We start from the raw sequence: 16012 nt of genomic DNA, 5'->3' as shown, positions 1-16012 counted from the left end.
AAAGCCTCGAGACATGCGTCTCGAGGCTTTTCTTTATTTGTCATTTAAGAATTCTTGCAGCGCTTCTTTATTTTTATCTAAATCAATATCAAGCACCATACCAACGCCGCTATACGTTTTGTTTTCAAATGATCCGTCTAAAGGCAGTCGTAGGCTTTGAACGTCTTTCATGTTTCCTGTTACCACATCTTTAGCTAGAAGCATCATGCTTTTTGTATCTAAATTTGTATCGATGTAAGGATCCATTACGCCGAGAAGCTTCGGTATTTTAAACACGCTGTTTAGGCTTGCTACTTCATCTTTGAGCTTTAAAACGACTTCTTGCTGGCGCTGAACGCGTCCAAAATCACTCATGTTATCATGGCGAAAACGTACGTAGCCAAGCAACTGTTCACCGTGTAAAACTTGGGTACCTTTGTGAAGCGTCATACCAATTCCCGAAGACATATCGTGAGGCACGGTTACTTCAATGCCATCAGGCGCAATCGTATCTACAATTTTTGAAAATCCTTCGAAGTCCACAACTGCATAATAGTTAATATCAATATCAAAATTTTGTTTGATCGTTTGACGCAGCAGCTCAGGACCTCCGAACGCGTAAGCAGCATTCAGCTTTTGCTTGCCGTGTCCTGGAATATCCACGTACATATCCCTCATAAGAGAAACAATTTTCGGGTGTTTGCTTTTAGAATCGTAGTGAGCAATTAAAATAGAGTCTGTACGAGAATGCTTTTCCCCGCGCGAGTCACTTCCTAACAGCAGCATATTTACTTCTCCGTTATTCGGGAGACTGCCTTGAAACTGTTCAAATGTCGTGCCGTCATCCGCAAATTTACCATCGCTTGCTATCGATAGCCCTTGCTTATATTGGAAATAGCTGTATATGCCCCCAACGATAATAAAAAGGAACAACAAAGCAAAGAACACTCTGCCCCATCGAACTCTTCTTCTTCTTTTGCGTCTTGTTCGCTCCACGTTTCTGTCACCAGCTTTCTTTTTCAATGAAGTTCTCATAAAACAAGCAAGTAGCTAAGCTTTTAAAAAGCTCCTCTACTTGCTTGTTTGGATTGTATGGTGTGAAAGCTTACATTATTTTTCTGTTTCTTGGTCTTTTCCATACATGTATTTTGATGGATCGACCGGTTTAAAGTCATCTAATTTATTAAATCGTAATAAATCACCGTATAACACTTTATCAGAAAGTTCTAGCTCTCTTCCAACTTTCTTTTTGTAAGCTTTCGCTTCGTCTGTTGCTGTGATTCTTTCTCCTGTGTTTGTATCGTAATACTTGCCGTCAATTGACGTGTATTTCGGAGAAACATAATCACCGTTTCTAAATGCTACTACCTGATCATGGTCTTTTGATAATAAATCTGTACCGAATTGAACATACTCTTTACTATCAATTCCCACTAGGTGAAGAAGCGTAGGCACTACGTCAATTTCACCGCCGTACGTATGGTTCACTCCACCTTTTACACCTGGTACGTGAAGGAAGAACGGTACGCGTTGAAGCTGAGCGTTTTTATATGGCGTGATTTTCTCGCCAAGAACTTTTTCCATTGCTTTGTTATGATTTTCAGAAATACCGTAGTGGTCACCGTAAATCATAATAACTGAGTTGTCATATAAACCTGAAGCTTTTAGCTCTGTAAAGAATTCTTGCAGTGATTCATCCAAATAACGAGCCGTTTGGAAATAACGGTCTACCGTTCCATCTCCTGTGTTCGCCGGTTCAATGCTAGCATCACCTTTATCAAGAACGAATGGGAAATGGTTTGTTAATGTAATCATATGCGCATAGAACGGCTGCTTCAATGACTGTAGCATTGGCATAGATTCTTTGAAGAATGGCTTATCTTTTAATCCATAGTTTACTTTGTTATCACCAGTCATATTGTAATAACTTGCATCAAAGAATTTATCCACACCGAACTGTTTGTAAATTTCATTACGGTTCCAGAACGTTTTATAATCTCCGTGTAACACAGCACTTGTATAGCCGCCCTCTTGATCTAAGATCGCTGGTGCTGCTTGGTACGTGTTGCGGCCTTTTAAGCTAAATGCTGATCCTTGAGGCAAGCCATATAATGACGTATCCATCATAAGCTCTGCATCAGCTGTTTTACCTTGTCCTGTTTGATGGAAGAAGTTATCAAAATACATAAATTCATTTCCATTTGCTAATGAATTTAAAAACGGCGTTACTTCTTGTCCATTTAACTTGTAATTAATTAGGAATGACTGAAATGATTCTAGATGAATTTTAATAATATTTTTTCCTTTTGCTTTACCCGCATACTCAATATTCGGAGCTGCATAGTGACTTGTACTGAAGTTTTTCACTGTTGTTAAGTCATCACTGCTTGCGAATGCTCGTTGCTTTGAGTTTTGAAACGTTTGAACTGCATCATACACCGTGTAGTTGTATGCTCCTAAATATTTCACTAGGTAGTTGCGATCAAATGTTCTTGTTAATAATTCAGGGCGATCTTTTTCAGCATAGTGCAAGTTAATTGCAAATGCGACAGCTCCTGCCGCTAACACCATGAACGTATAGCGGAATTTAAGACGTGCTTTTGGCCATTCGATTTTTCTAACAAACAATAGCGCAATCAGTAAAATGATATCTACAAAGTAAAAAATATCGTGAGCTTTTACTAAATCAGCGATACTGCCTCCTAAATGACCCACATTGCTTGTTTGCGTTAAAGTAGGCAATGTCACAAAGTCATTGAAGAATCGATAATATAAAATATTGCTGTACAAAATGACCGTCATGATTGTACTAAGGATAAGCGTCCAAACGATGGCTCTTTTTCCTTTTGCAAACAATGCTAACCCTAAAAAGATCAAAGTTGAACTAATTGGATTAATAAACAATAACGTTTTTTGCATTGAGTCACTTATATCTAAGTTGAACTCCACTTTGTAAGACATGTAAGACTTGATCCACATGAATAAAACCGCTATAAAAAAGTAAAACAACGGCTTTGAAAATAGTTTTTTCATTTTCAAATTCCTTTCACTAAAAAGTAGAGATTTCATGTTCAGCTAACCTCAGGAAAGTCCCCTACATTAAATCGTAACGGTTACGTCCTGCAAAAGATTACCTGAAAATGATTCAATTTGTCAAACAATATCATCTTCATCTCTTTTTTTAGTCATCTACAAAATTTACATTTTAACTTGTAATCTCTTATTTTTCATCGTGATGTTAATATTACACAATTGTTAATTTGTAAATTTTGTTCTCCCTATATTGCATACATATTAATTTACCACATTTCTGCTCTGCAATAAAAGTATTTTTATTTTATTAGGCATAATATTTCACTTGCTGAATGAAAAGGTACTATTGTACTGGACGGTATTCTTCGCTTACTGTTAGGACTAGTAAAAATAGACTTATCTATGCTTAGTCTTTATCTTCATCAACAGCTATGCGGTCTCCTTGTGCAAAAGGCTGTGAAATCACAAGAAACTCAATCTCCTCACTCGAACGATTCATCATTTGATGAAGAATCGAAGGAAATACTTCTACTCCTTCGTGTGCTTTTACATCGTAAATAACTCCGTCTATTTCTAGAGCAGCTGTTCCTTTTAGTACAAAGAAAAATTGATGTGCTTTCAAGTGATAATGCCTTACCTCTTCCGTATAAGGGGGCATGCGCTCATGAATAATACTTACGTCTTTATTTTTCACTAGGTGCCACCCATCGCATTTTCCTCCCCACACGTAGTGTTCTGCGTTTTGCTTACTAACTTTCATGACTAGCTCCCCTTTTTTAATAAATGAACACCTGCAGATTACATAGAAATTCTATGTGATCTTTTTAATCTTGCTATTGGAAATATTTTTTTCAGATGAAGGCTTTGGCTTCAAAGTAAAAAGCATTCCTAAAAAGATCAAAACAATGCCTGCAAGCTGCAAAAGCGTAGGACGAAATCCCGTGAATGCTGTATCTAATAAAATGGCAACGGCTGGATCTAAAAACACCAGAACCGAAATCACCTGAGTTTTTAAATAGCGCAGGCTGTCGAAAAACAAATAATACACTAAACCAGTATGTACAAAGCCTGTTACTAAAATAGATGTCCAGTTGGCCGTTGTTAGGAAATGAAAATCAGTAAAATGAACAAACGGCAATAATAGAAAAATCCCTAAAAAAGTCTGAAGAAATGTAACAGCATAAGCACTCGTATGAATAATGCCTTTACCAAGCAGCGTCGTGCATGCATAAAACAAAGCGGCTAAAAGCGCCCAGAGTATTCCTGAAGACATGAAGCCGTCAATCGTAAGTTGCTCCACTCCAATAATTAGAAGTGTTCCTCCAAAACAAATGAAGATAGACATCACGCCAAGAACCGTTAATTTCTCCTTAAACATAAAGCTCCCCAGAAGCAATACTAAAACGGGTGCAAGATGATAAATAGAAATAGCAACCGTAACGGACATCATTTCAAATGCTTTAAATAGAAACACCCAGTTAAACACAAGAAATATCCCACACAGTAAAATCTGCTTTATTTCTTTGGCATTCCATTTTTCCCTTTTATATTCACCCGTTACGAACCAGCACATTCCGAGAAAAAGTGTTGCACAAATACAGCGAACGAATACTAAGTCAAAAGAAGGCAGTCCAGTTTGTGTGGAGAAAAAGCCAATTGAACCAAAAATACTCATTGAAATCATCATTTTCACCATTGGCCCTGCTTTCATTCTCTCACCTCACTTTCAGAAAACTATTACTATTCAAACATAAAGAAGCCCATTTGTAAATTAATGGTTCAAAAGCGCTATTCCATGAAAAAGCAAAAAGCGCAAAGACATGGGATCAGTCCCATCGTCTTTGCGCTTTTCTGCCTTTCTTTTAATCTTCAACCGGGAACCAGCCTGGTGTGTTAATAACGGCTTGCCACAGCGGGTCAGGAATCACAAGCTTTTCCTGATCTTTTTTGCTTAATGTTGTCACAATTTCATTTTCACGGCCTTCTTTTACTTTTTGAACCCAGTCTGGATCCATAATTAATTCGCGGCCAATCGCAAGCAGTGGAATGCCCGTTTCAAGAGCGGCTGCTGCTTCGTCTGCTGTATGAATAGAACCTACGCCCATCACAGGTACGCGGCTTCCTACTCGCTCTTGAATAATTTCAATACGTGAACGAGTATCTTCCACGCCTCGGCGCGGTTTTGACCAGAATTCCATTAGCGATACGTGAAGGTAATCAAGGTCTTTTTCTGCTAGTGCATCGACTAACTTCAACGTATCAGCCATTGTAATTCCTGGCGTTTCAGGCTCTTCTGGCGAGAAGCGATAGCCTACTAAAAATGATTCTTTTGCATGCTTAGAAACGGCTTGCTTTACTTCGTCTACGATTGCAAGCGGGAATGTTAAGCGTTTTTCTACGCTGCCGCCCCATTTATCTTCGCGGCGATTAGAATGCGGAGAAAAGAACTGCTGAATTAAATAGTTATTTGCTCCGTGAATTTCAACTCCGTCAAATCCTGCTTCAATGGCACGGCGCGTCATTTCACCAAAATCGTGAATAATGCCTTCAATTTCTTCATTTGTTAACTCTCGCGGTACCGGAGCTCCTTCTTGTTCTGCAGCAACAGCACTTGCGCTAACAACCTCTCCATTTGGAACAAGCTCAGGCGGACACATGCGGCCTCCGTGAAAAATTTGAAGAACTGCTTTTGCTCCTTGATCTTTAATGGCTGTTGCTAATCGACGCAGGCTAGGAATCATTTCATCGCTGTCTGCAGCAAACTCTCCGTGAAATCCTTTTCCGTTCGCCGTTCCGTATGTACATGCTGTAATGACCATGCTAACACCTTTTGAACGTCGTACGTAGTAGTCTACTTCTGCATTTGATACTGTCCCATCTTCATTTGATGAAAAATTTGTCATAGGAGCAAGAATAACGCGGTTATCTAATTTGATGCCATTTGAAAAAGTAAATGGCTGTAAAAGCGGCTCATACTTTTTATTTGTCATTTTATTTCCCTCCAAAAATGATACGGTCAAAAATAGTGGCATATTATAGGTAGAGACTGTTTTCCTTCCTATAATATGTGTCATTTAAAACTGTAACTTTAAAATATACTGTGATTTTAATCTGTACAGTTTTACCTGTCAAAGAATAAGACTTTCTAACACAAAAAAGCACTCATATACTGAGTGCTTTTTTATCATTGCGAAAGAGGTTCCTGATTATACATAAATGATTTTACTTTTACATATTGAGCTTCTAACTCTTGAAGTGTCAGTTCGTATAGATGCCGATTTCCTTTTTTATAAATACCAAAATTCAATAGCGCATTAATAAACCAATTTTTCTTATGTTCCGTTTCAGGCTGTGTATGTTGTTTCACGATCTCCACCACCTAAGGTTCTCTCATTTTAATTTTGCAAAGCATTCGCTTTTACATAAATGATTTTACTTCTATACGATGAAAAAACGGTGAAATAGAAAGCTTTTTCATTTTAAATTTCCGCAGCAGGACCCGTTATTTTTTTACGTTTCTTCACACTTGCTAATATTTTTTCAATATAATAAATAACAATAATAAAAACTGACATAATAGCAAAATAAGTACCGATTACAACAAAAGGATTTGGACTTTCAAAACCGCTTTCTTTTCCTTTCATTCCTCTTTCCGGACCTCCGCCATCGTGATCAAAGTTTGGACGTTCGTGACCAGCAGATGCCGTCGCAGAAGATTTGTTCTCGCTAAATGAATGGCGATCAAAATCCGGCTTCCCACCGCCTTTTTGCGGCATATCTGAGGAACTTACATTCAGTACTCTCGCTACTCCTCCAAGTTTTCCAAGAAAACCCGTTTCATTTATTTCGTATATGCCAATGACTAACAGCGCAGCGGTTGTGAGCTTAGCTGCTATGCTCAAGCTTTTCTTTGACTTTTTGAATTTCGTCATATTTTTACATACATTTATAACCCATTGCCAATGAAGACCTATGTGAGCGGCTACTAAAATTAACACTAAAAATGATACGGAAATATGCGAAACCTTAAACCACTGTTCGTTCCCAACATTAATATTTGGAAATACTACTCTTGAAATAAAAATACCGCTAATCATAATAAATGACATCGTAATCAACAGCATGATATTTAAAAAGTAACCGAACTTTGTTCTGCGCGGAAGCCTGCGGTCAAATAACTTAACCGTAACTTTCTTTACCCACTGCCAGTTTAGCAGCACGTGGGTAAAAAAGGCGACGGCAATCGCCAACCCCGCAATTTCATGAAATGTTAACCCTCCCAATACTTGCTTGTTAAAAAACAAAACAAACGTAACGGCCATTAAAAGATCCAGTCCAAACCGGACGTACATCATCTTTTTCACTCTATTCATTCTCCTCACCTATGTATTTGTCAAAACAACTCCTTTTTCATATTTCTTAATGTAAGCAGAGTTGGTGAAAATTAGGTGAAACGACTGATTTTTTTACCAAAATAACCAGTCCTGAGTTCTATAAAAGTAGAATGGAATCATTTTTATTTTTTCGAAAATAGCTGTTGACAAAGAAAAAAGAAGCACGTATAGTAATGGTTATTCATCAAGAACTTTCAGATTTTAATCAAAAACACAGCGATTGGGAGTAGTAAAAGCTTATTATTCGGTCAAGAGAGCTACGGGTTGGTGTGACGTAGTCCAATAATACTTTGAACTCGCCCAGGAGTGGTAATTCAGAAAGAATGCAGAAGTGTTCTCTAAGTTTTAACGTCTAACCTTCGTTATCAGGTTTTAAGCAGGGTTCTTTAAGAGCCAACAAGAGTGGTACCGCGGTTAGCTAAAGCTTATCGTCTCTTCTCTCATTTGATAATGAGGTAGGAGACGATAAGCTTTTTTTATTTTATAAAAAAGTGGAGGGAAAAGTCATGAAGAAGGACAACCAAGGTTTGCAGCGAACAATGACTTCACGTCACATTATGATGATGGCGCTAGGTGGAGCAATTGGCGCTGGTTTATTTAAAGGAAGCAGCTCGGCTATTGATATGGCAGGACCATCAGTTATTATTGCCTATTTAATTGGCGGAATTATTTTACTATTCATCATGCAAGGTCTTGCTGAAATGGCGGTTCGAAATAGTGAAGCACGAACGTTTCGTGATTTAGTTCAGTCGATTTTAGGAAGCTATCCCGCTTACTTTTTGGACTGGATTTACTGGAAAATGTGGGTGTTAAACATTGCAGCTGAAGCCGTTGTAGCCGCTATTTTTATTCAGTACTGGCTTCCTGATTACCCAATTTGGATGCTTGCTTTAGGCGTATCCGTTATTGTTACAGCCATTAACTTGCTTTCAGTTAAAGCATTTGCTGAAACGGAATACTGGTTAGCTTTAATTAAAATCACGGTCATTGTGATCTTTATTATCGCTGGACTTTTATTATTGTTTGTATCATTCGGTCATCATACCGCAGCGGGTTTTTCAAATTTAAGCGATCACGGCGGTTTTTTCCCAAAGGGACCAACCGGGCTAATTACGGCGATGTTAGTTGTCATCTACTCATACGGTGGAACTGAAATCATCGGAGTAACGCTAGCTGAAACAAAAAACCCTGAAAAAGTAGTACCTAAGGCTGTGCGCAGTACATTAACGCGTATCATTGCTTTTTATCTGTTCCCGTTTTTTATCATCGTGAGCTTGATTCCTTGGAATGAAGTGAACGGCGTTTCTCAAAGTCCTTTTGTAATGGTATTTAAAATGATTGGCATTCCCGGAGCAGATCATATTATGAATGCCGTGATCTTGTTAGCCGTTATTTCTTCTATGAACTCAGGACTTTACGGTTCATCACGTATTTTGTATACGCAAGCAGTAGACGGTCGAGTGCCGAAGATATTTTCGAAACTTTCTGTTAACAAAGTTCCTGTCTATGCAATTTTAATGTGTACATCATCCCTTTATGTCGGCGTATTGATTTCCTTATTTGCAGGAAGTAAGACATTTGATTATTTGATGGGATCTTTAGGGTATACCGTGTTGTTTATTTGGTTGATTATTGCGATTGCACACTTAAAGTCCCGCAAAGTTCAGTCAGAAGCATCGAGCAGCTACTCTGTTAAATGGTTTCCTTATACAACGTGGGCTGCCCTTATTGCACTAAGCGCTATTTTAATTGGTGTTATCTGCACAACATCCGTTGTTATTACGACTATTACACTAGCTATCTATTTATTTATTACAGCTACGTATATCTTTAAAGGTCGCTTTTATCAATCTTCAGCAGTCAAGCACGCTAAATAAAAAAACGCCTCCTTTGAGTCATCAGAGGAGGCGTTTTTTTATTTAAAATGTTAAGTACCAATAGCCAAGTGCAAAGCCGATATAGTTACCAATAATATAGCCAAGCGTTCCTACTACCAAGATAGGACCAACCAAACTTCCCCATCCTTTAGCAATCGCCATCGCGCTTGCTGTCGTAGGTCCCCCTACCGTTGCATTGCTCGCCAGTAAAATATGTTCTAAATCAATTTTAAATACTTTTCCTAAAAGCAGCCCCACTATTAAATTACTCAGTCCCACAATGAGCACAAATAGAATCAAAAGAGGTGCTTTTTCAACAATTAATGGAATGGACGCCGGCACTCCAATGACAACAAAGAAAATATAAATGAAGTACGTGCCGATTTCTTGGCTTCCGCTAATGTTTTTAAAATAAGAAGGAAACAGATAAATGACAAGAAACGTAAGTGTGGAAAGCAATAAGTATTTTTCGCTCAAAATAGTATGTAGTAACGTTTGAACTACGGAAACATTTGGACCGGCTGGAATGATTGTTCCAAACCATTCGGCTAATTTAAACGATACAACCACTAGAAAAAATGATGTACCAATTGAAGCTGCCACGTCTTTTAACGAAATTTCTTTTTTTGCCCAATATTTTTCTGCAAGCGTATGACGATCATTTTCTCCATATTGCCCGGCCTCTACTTCTTGAATATGAGGCGTCTTAAAATGTTTCCTAAAAAACTTCATAGAAGGAACAAACATATACACGGCAAACAGTAAAGCCATGACCATATTATCAGCAACCACCGTCGCGGAAACCATTTGACTTGATGGTTCAAATTTGGCCGTAACGGTAGCAAAGTTAACCCCTCCGCCTACATAAGAAGCGCCGATAGCAGCTGCAATTTTTGCTAGTTCAGGAATATAATCTTTTAACAACAAGAAGCCTGCCGTGCTCCCTATAACCGTTCCTACTGCACAGATTAAGAAAATAAAAAGCAGTTTCCGGCTTTCTTGAAATAATTCTTTCATATTGACTTGAAATAACAATAATGGAATGGCAAGCGGTACTAGATACGCCCAAACAGCATCATAAACCGGAGACTCTGTTGGAATGATTTTTAAATTTGATAGGATAAGAGCTCCTGCTAGCGCAATAATAGCTCCTGACAGAAAAGAAGCCCACTTATACTTTTGTTCGAGAAAAATACTAACAGAAGCCCAAATCGCTAGAATTCCCCATAGTGCCCACGTATCATCAGCTTGAATAATAGTAAAAATCACACGCTACTCCTTTCTTTCTTTTTCAAGAAATAGAATTTTCAGAAAATACACCTTTAAATTTTATCAATATATGCCAAATTCCGTCAATCTATAAAAAAAGCTTTCCACTCTAAAAGTGAAAAGCTTTTTTTTATTTGCGAATCAAAACCGGAATTTGCTGCTGAATCTGCTGCAAAGGAGCACCTGTTTTCTCTGTTAACGAACGCAAGATTCCTCCTTCGATCATACAGTTAATCACAACTGCAAGCTCTCCTGCCTGCTTATCTTGAAATCCGCTCTCTATCATTTTTTCTCTAAAAAGTTTTTCCCAATCTTGAAACGCTGCATAGCAGACTTCGCGAAGCGGTTCATTAATAAGCGCCGTTTCTCCAGCCATCAGTCCAACAGGCATACCAGCAATACTTTCTTCGTGTTCAAACTGCTTGGACAATTCTTCAATAAAATACTGAATAGCCTGTGCCGCGTCAGAAGATTTATTTAAACTTTCTTTAATTTGAACTTGGACGTATTTATTCGTATATTGAACAGCGTGAATCGCCAGTTCTTCTTTCCCTTTTGGAAAATAATAATAAAGAGACCCTTTTGGCGACCCGCTCTCTTTAATAATTTGATTTAATCCCGTTGCATGATAGCCTTGCAGCTGAAAAAGCCGCGATGCTGTTTCTAAAATCTTATCGCGTGCATTTGCTTTCTTCACAAAACGATGCCTCCCCTATATAATAAGTGGTTTCTATAACACTACTTATCATATAAGGAAATGAAATTTTTGTCAAAATAAAGTGAATATTTTACCATTTATTTTTCCTTATTTTCATTTCTTATGACCTAATAATTGTTTTTCTTACTTCTTCCGCTAACGGTTGAAGAGGCGTAATAATACGGTCGCTTACCTCCTCAGCCGCTTCTACCATCGAGAGCTGGGCCACTGAAACAACAGTGTTAAGGTCTTTTACTAGCTCATCTAAGACATGTTTCACCTTCTGTTTATACTTCTCTATGTTTCCAGTCATTACTAGTTCAAAAGCACCTTCTATCACAACAGGGTGAACTTTTATCTTTACATTTTGATAAAATGCAAATTCGTCTAGACGCTTCATCGTTCCTTCTACGGTCTCCGGATTTGTAAACACGATAAGCTGCGGTTCTTCTATTTCACATATTCGGCGAAAATAAGGCTCATCGATTTTAATAATTGGAACATCACTTGTAAATGCTTCTGGTAAAAGAGCAATGTAATTCGTACACGTAAGTAAAATGGCATCCGCTGAACATTCTTCCATCCACTTTAACTGCTTCTCTACTTTTGCACCTGCTGACTCCGCTGCAAATTTAGGATTGGTTTTTACCCGATGTACAAGTCCAGGGTCTACGAAATGCATACAGCTCACAAACGGCAGCGCTTTTTCTATATAAGAGATGTTCGAATGATGAGCGTGCAGGCAAGCAATTTTCTTCATCGTTTTCCTCCTGTATGATGGTCTTTGAAATACTGAATTAAAAATTCCTGGAACTTTTTCGCAACAGGAGTTAAGTATTTATCCTTGTTCCACGCAATCCCAATTACCCTTGAAGCTGTGTCTTCTTTGAGCTTTATTTTTTTAATGCCTCGCAAGTCCACTCCCTTTATTTCAGGAAGCAAGGCAACCCCTAAATGAGCCGCTACAAAACCAATCACCGTCAAAAATTCTTCTCCTTCAAACGTAATATTTGGGACAATTTCAGCTTCTTCGAACAGCTGATCAAAAATTGTTCGGCTTCCGTATCCTTTTTTTAACGCGATAAACGATTCATGAGCCAACTCTGAAATCGAAAGCACTTGTCTTGAGGCAAAAGAATGTGTATCAGGGACATACGCGTACAGCTCGTCTTTCCATAAATATTCCCACTGAATTCCTGCCCTAGATTCCGTTACGGAAGACATACAAAAATCAATTTCTCCCGTTTGAAGCTGATCGAGCATGATGTTCGTCGCGTTCTCAAAAATTTGAAATTGAACGTTCGGATACTCTTGTAAAAAAGCATGAACTAGTTTCGGGACGGACGAAGCGCCTAATGATTTTAAAAAAGCAAACGAAATGCTGCCGCGATGAGGATGAATCAAATCTGAAAGCTCACGTTTCGCTTCTTCCATTTCGTTTAATACTTTAGCCGTTCGTTCATAAAAAAGCCTTCCGTATCGATTTAAAATAACTTGCCTTCCTTTTCTTTCAAATAGCGGCACGCCAAGCTCTGATTCTAATTTAGAAATTGAGCGGCTGAGCGTAGGCTGCGCAATTGATAATTGTTCCGCTGCCTTTGTGAAATGTTCCGTTTGAGCTACAACATTAAAATATTCGAGCTGCTGCCATTCCATTTTTTTCACATCCTTTACTTATTACATAATACTATCGATTTCATATAAATTATACATTGGACGTCATAAAAAATTCATGTTTAAATGAAGAACGTAGCACTTGCCGAAAATGTTATGTGTCTGCATAGAATAAGTGTTGAAAGAAGGAATTCGTTTATGGATGTTTCAATTATTTTAACAATGTTAGCCGTCGGACTGATCTTAGGATTTGTCGGAGCAGGCGGATCAGGTTTTATTATTTCAATTTTAACGCTGCTGTACGGCGTATCTGTACACGTTGCACTCGCAACGGCTCTTACCGCAATGATTTTCTCTTCTTTATCTGGCGCCGTCAGTCATTACCGCGAAGGTAACGTATCTTTAAAATCCGGTATCTCTGTTGGTATCCTCGGTGCATTAGGCGCTTGGATTGGGTCTAACCTTTCATCCTTTATCCCAGAAGGCGAGCTAAAATGGCTCACAGCCGGCATGCTTTTATTATCTGGTGTTTTACTTTGGCTGCGAATGTTTTTATTTTCCCGTCAGCAAAAAGAACGTACTGTTCCAACAGGAGCTAAATTTGTCGTCTACTCTTTACTAATCGGCTTAATTACGGGCGCTCTGTCCGGAATGTTTGGAATTGGCTCAACTCCATTTATCCAGCTTGGCCTTATGATGGTGTTAGGCTTGTCTATTCGCCAGTCGGCCGGAACGACGATGCTCGTTATTATTCCGATTGCAATTGGCGGAGGAATGGGCTATTATCAGCAGGGCTTTTTAGATATCCCGCTGTTGATTCAAGTAGTTGTCGGCACAATGGTCGGTTCATATATTGGAGCAAAATTTACAAATCGTGTACCTGCTCCCGTATTAAAAACGTCCCTTGTAGCGCTGCCTATTTGCTCTAGCTTTCTCCTTGTTATATAAGAAAAAAGCTTGAACTCTTGTTCAAGCTTTTTTTATGTTCATCTGATAAACAAACTGCTTTCCTTGGCTTCCAAAAACATGCCGGTCTGTATCGACAAAGCCGCATCGTTTGTATAGGTGCTGCGCCGCCGTGTTTTTATGGTTCACGCCTAGCACCACTTTATTTTTAGTGCGAAAGTGATGGTTGATAAAAGAAGGAAGAAGTTTCAATGACTTTTTGCCAACTCCCTTTCCTTGATAATCAGGATGAATGGAATAAGACCGTATTAAAAGCGCGCCGGATCCCTCGGTATATGCTTTAACGGCTTCCCCTGCGTCGAGCACGAAAAAGCCGGCTAGTTTGTTTTCTGCCAAAATCAAAACGGGCGTTCTATCTCTTTCCTGCTTACACTTAGCTATAGCTTCAGCGGGAAGTGCCGTGTAAATGAGCTGCTCTTCAGGCAGCGTATAGCTATGTATAGATGACTCGTAGGCTTCACTATAAAACGTTAGTGCTACGTTTTCTTTATTCTCCATTTTCTGCTGGACTCCTTTTCTTTTTCCATAGTATAACATGCACAAAAAAAGCCGCATAAAGCGGCTTTTCCTTTATCTAGCGTCGGATACAACGGTAAAGCGTTCGTTTACATGCTCTCCTCGCTCAATTTCATCAATAACTGCAATGGCGTAATCCGCATAGCTGACATGGCTGTTTCCTTCTGAGTTTAAAATAACATGATCTTTCCCTGTTTTATAAGCATCCGTTCGTTTTCCTGAAGGATTAAAAAATGCTGCTGGGCTAATGAACGTCCAATTAATATCGCTTGTACTTTCTAAGTCTTTTAAATTTTGGGCTTGGTTGTCAGCTGTCGCTTTGTACTCTTTTGGAAAATCAGGCGTATCTGCTAGACGCGTCGTTTTCTCTTCATCTACAAACAAACTTCCTGCTCCTCCTACAACAAGAAGACGAACGTCCGGAGCTTGTTTAAATACATGAATTAACGATTGCCCCGCTTCTACATGTAGATGTTCTTTTCCTTCGGGAGCTCCAAACGCATTGACCACGGCATCGAAACCTTCGATATCTTTTGCCGTGATATCAAAAATGTCTTTTTCAAGTGTACGAACATCTCGTTCCTCTACTTTGCTCGCATCACGTACAATTGCCGTTACATCATGTCCGCGATTTAAAGCTTCTTTCACGATAAAACTTCCTGCTTTTCCTGTAGCACCTACAACTCCAATTTTCATTTTATAACCTCCAGTAAAATTCTCTATATTTAGGTAATAGCCTTTTTTTGCTATGATAAAACACAGCAAAACGGTTTAAGCAAGATAGAGAGAACAAATTGGATAAATGAGTTAGTATGGATTACTTTTAACACCGAGGTTAATTCCCGTGCAAGGCTTCGCTTTCCGGGGGCGGCCGCTGAGCCTCTTCGTCGCTTACGCTCCTGCGGGGTCTCACCTGTTCCGCCAACTAAAATACGTTTCTTCCAGTCTCTTTTGAAAAAATAAATGAATGCTTATTCAATTTCAATAAATAACACGTGAGCCATAGAGTGAATCGATTTAATCAATTCTACTTTATTCCCTTTCTTTTTTGCCTTTCCTTTTATTTCAACAAAATAGAGCAGCTCACCTTGATGATGATCTTGGTGAATTTCGTAAGACGAAATCATAATATTTTCTTTTTCAATCTTATCAAGCAGCTCATAAATATCCTCTTGATTTGCTGCACGAAACTTAATTAAAATGGAATGAGTAGAAAGAGATGTAAACATTACGTTCAATATTTCTAAGCCAATCAGCACTAATATAGTTGCGCTAATGCCGACTGTATACATACCGGCCCCAATGGTTAAACCAATTCCCGACGTTGCCCATACGCCTGCGGCTGTTGTGAGCCCTCTAATATGATGCTTTTGAATAATAATCATACCTGCTCCTAAAAAACCAATACCGCTTACTACTTGTGCGGCCACCCGGCTCGGATCAAGAGCCATATGATCTTGATGAAGCACATCTGAAAAGCCATATTTCGAAATTAGCATAATCAGCGTGCTACCGACAGCAACTAAAAAATGAGTGCGAAACCCTGCTTCTTTAGCTCTAAACTCTCTTTCTAAACCAACCAAAGCTCCTAACAAACCTGATAGGGCTAGACGACTAATAAAAGCTGCGGTCATTCTTTCTCCTTCTTTCTCTTCACTTTTTCACAA

Annotated in this window: 16 protein-coding genes and 1 other annotated feature; of the genes, 2 read left to right on the top strand and 14 right to left on the bottom strand. The window is 38.8% G+C overall.

Annotation, left to right across the window (positions count from 1 at the left end; genetic code table 11):
* Positions 1-33: 33 nt before the first annotated feature.
* The 7 genes from ACWATA_RS04915 to ACWATA_RS04885 all read right to left on the bottom strand — a co-directional run bounded on the left by ACWATA_RS04915 (position 34) and on the right by ACWATA_RS04885 (position 7367).
* On the bottom strand, positions 34-1002 hold the full coding sequence (locus ACWATA_RS04915; RefSeq protein ID WP_028415047.1) for an LCP family protein: 969 nt from the start codon (positions 1000-1002) through the stop codon (positions 34-36).
* A gap of 87 nt (positions 1003-1089) precedes the next feature.
* On the bottom strand, positions 1090-3012 hold the full coding sequence (ltaS, locus tag ACWATA_RS04910) for a lipoteichoic acid synthase (protein WP_028415048.1): 1923 nt from the start codon (positions 3010-3012) through the stop codon (positions 1090-1092).
* A 406-nt stretch (positions 3013-3418) separates the two neighbouring features.
* On the bottom strand, positions 3419-3772 hold the full coding sequence (locus ACWATA_RS04905; protein ID WP_028415049.1) for a cupin domain-containing protein: 354 nt from the start codon (positions 3770-3772) through the stop codon (positions 3419-3421).
* Positions 3773-3823: 51 nt separating this feature from the next.
* Positions 3824-4723 carry a DMT family transporter gene (locus ACWATA_RS04900; RefSeq protein WP_047749974.1) on the bottom strand — a complete coding sequence of 300 codons (900 nt, stop codon included), beginning with the start codon at positions 4721-4723 and terminating at the stop codon, positions 3824-3826.
* 151 nt (positions 4724-4874) lie between these two features.
* Positions 4875-6002, bottom strand: a complete 1128-nt coding sequence (locus ACWATA_RS04895) for an NADH-dependent flavin oxidoreductase (RefSeq protein ID WP_033579898.1) — start codon at positions 6000-6002, stop codon at positions 4875-4877.
* 194 nt (positions 6003-6196) lie between these two features.
* Positions 6197-6382: a Fur-regulated basic protein FbpA gene (locus tag ACWATA_RS04890; protein ID WP_033580328.1), complete on the bottom strand. Its 186-nt coding sequence runs from the start codon at positions 6380-6382 to the stop codon at positions 6197-6199.
* 109 nt (positions 6383-6491) lie between these two features.
* Positions 6492-7367 (bottom strand): DUF4405 domain-containing protein, encoded by an 876-nt coding sequence (locus tag ACWATA_RS04885; RefSeq protein WP_255219847.1) that lies wholly within the window; start codon positions 7365-7367, stop codon positions 6492-6494.
* A 246-nt stretch (positions 7368-7613) separates the two neighbouring features.
* Positions 7614-7845 (top strand) — a binding site (T-box leader).
* A 67-nt stretch (positions 7846-7912) separates the two neighbouring features.
* On the opposite strand from ACWATA_RS04885, the gene ACWATA_RS04880 reads away from it, so the two are divergent.
* A complete protein-coding gene (locus ACWATA_RS04880) occupies positions 7913-9283 on the top strand; it encodes an amino acid permease (protein ID WP_049166042.1) in 1371 nt (456 codons plus the stop codon).
* A gap of 42 nt (positions 9284-9325) precedes the next feature.
* On the opposite strand, the gene ACWATA_RS04875 is transcribed toward ACWATA_RS04880, so the two are convergent.
* From ACWATA_RS04875 to ACWATA_RS04860, 4 genes are all read right to left on the bottom strand, one after another.
* Positions 9326-10552, bottom strand: coding sequence for a DUF819 family protein (locus tag ACWATA_RS04875; protein WP_176343495.1), 1227 nt, complete (start codon positions 10550-10552; stop codon positions 9326-9328).
* A gap of 130 nt (positions 10553-10682) precedes the next feature.
* Complete coding sequence (locus tag ACWATA_RS04870; protein WP_033579894.1) at positions 10683-11249, bottom strand: TetR/AcrR family transcriptional regulator; 567 nt, start codon at positions 11247-11249, stop codon at positions 10683-10685.
* Positions 11250-11370: 121 nt separating this feature from the next.
* The gene (locus ACWATA_RS04865) at positions 11371-12009 is read right to left on the bottom strand and encodes a hypothetical protein (protein WP_224980513.1); all 639 of its coding nucleotides are present in this window, start codon (positions 12007-12009) and stop codon (positions 11371-11373) included.
* Positions 12006-12905, bottom strand: coding sequence for a LysR family transcriptional regulator (locus tag ACWATA_RS04860; RefSeq protein WP_033579892.1), 900 nt, complete (start codon positions 12903-12905; stop codon positions 12006-12008). The genes ACWATA_RS04865 and ACWATA_RS04860 overlap by 4 nt, the downstream gene beginning before the upstream one ends.
* Positions 12906-13061: 156 nt before the next feature.
* Here ACWATA_RS04860 and ACWATA_RS04855 point away from each other — a divergent pair, with 156 nt between their 5' ends.
* A complete protein-coding gene (locus ACWATA_RS04855; protein WP_028415058.1) occupies positions 13062-13811 on the top strand; it encodes a sulfite exporter TauE/SafE family protein in 750 nt (249 codons plus the stop codon).
* Positions 13812-13832: 21 nt separating this feature from the next.
* Here the strand turns inward: ACWATA_RS04855 and ACWATA_RS04850 are convergent, their stop codons facing one another.
* From ACWATA_RS04850 to ACWATA_RS04840, 3 genes are all read right to left on the bottom strand, one after another.
* Entirely contained in the window at positions 13833-14327 is a 495-nt protein-coding gene (locus ACWATA_RS04850) for a GNAT family N-acetyltransferase (protein WP_098113626.1), read from the bottom strand.
* A gap of 72 nt (positions 14328-14399) precedes the next feature.
* Complete coding sequence (locus ACWATA_RS04845; protein WP_224980515.1) at positions 14400-15041, bottom strand: NAD(P)-dependent oxidoreductase; 642 nt, start codon at positions 15039-15041, stop codon at positions 14400-14402.
* Between the two features lie 275 nt (positions 15042-15316).
* A complete protein-coding gene (locus tag ACWATA_RS04840; protein WP_034270637.1) occupies positions 15317-15979 on the bottom strand; it encodes an MgtC/SapB family protein in 663 nt (220 codons plus the stop codon).
* Positions 15980-16012: the final 33 nt, after the last annotated feature.

This window comes from Priestia sp. USM5, from assembly GCF_058323215.1.
The sequence above is the reverse complement of the archived record's forward strand: the minus strand, read 5'-3'. Positions and strand labels throughout refer to the sequence as shown.

Excerpts from the sequence above, each read along its gene's own strand:
- ltaS (WP_028415048.1), bottom strand. The coding sequence starts at position 3,012 with ATGAAAAAACTATTTTCAAAGCCGTTGTTTTACTTTTTTATAGCGGTT.
- ACWATA_RS04905 (WP_028415049.1), bottom strand. The coding sequence starts at position 3,772 with ATGAAAGTTAGTAAGCAAAACGCAGAACACTACGTGTGGGGAGGAAAA.
- ACWATA_RS04900 (WP_047749974.1), bottom strand. The coding sequence starts at position 4,723 with ATGAAAGCAGGGCCAATGGTGAAAATGATGATTTCAATGAGTATTTTT.
- ACWATA_RS04895 (WP_033579898.1), bottom strand. The coding sequence starts at position 6,002 with ATGACAAATAAAAAGTATGAGCCGCTTTTACAGCCATTTACTTTTTCA.
- ACWATA_RS04885 (WP_255219847.1), bottom strand. The coding sequence starts at position 7,367 with ATGATGTACGTCCGGTTTGGACTGGATCTTTTAATGGCCGTTACGTTT.
- ACWATA_RS04880 (WP_049166042.1), top strand. The coding sequence starts at position 7,913 with ATGAAGAAGGACAACCAAGGTTTGCAGCGAACAATGACTTCACGTCAC.
- ACWATA_RS04865 (WP_224980513.1), bottom strand. The coding sequence starts at position 12,009 with ATGAAGAAAATTGCTTGCCTGCACGCTCATCATTCGAACATCTCTTAT.
- ACWATA_RS04860 (WP_033579892.1), bottom strand. The coding sequence starts at position 12,905 with ATGGAATGGCAGCAGCTCGAATATTTTAATGTTGTAGCTCAAACGGAA.
- ACWATA_RS04855 (WP_028415058.1), top strand. The coding sequence starts at position 13,062 with ATGGATGTTTCAATTATTTTAACAATGTTAGCCGTCGGACTGATCTTA.
- ACWATA_RS04850 (WP_098113626.1), bottom strand. The coding sequence starts at position 14,327 with ATGGAGAATAAAGAAAACGTAGCACTAACGTTTTATAGTGAAGCCTAC.
- ACWATA_RS04845 (WP_224980515.1), bottom strand. The coding sequence starts at position 15,041 with ATGAAAATTGGAGTTGTAGGTGCTACAGGAAAAGCAGGAAGTTTTATC.
- ACWATA_RS04840 (WP_034270637.1), bottom strand. The coding sequence starts at position 15,979 with ATGACCGCAGCTTTTATTAGTCGTCTAGCCCTATCAGGTTTGTTAGGA.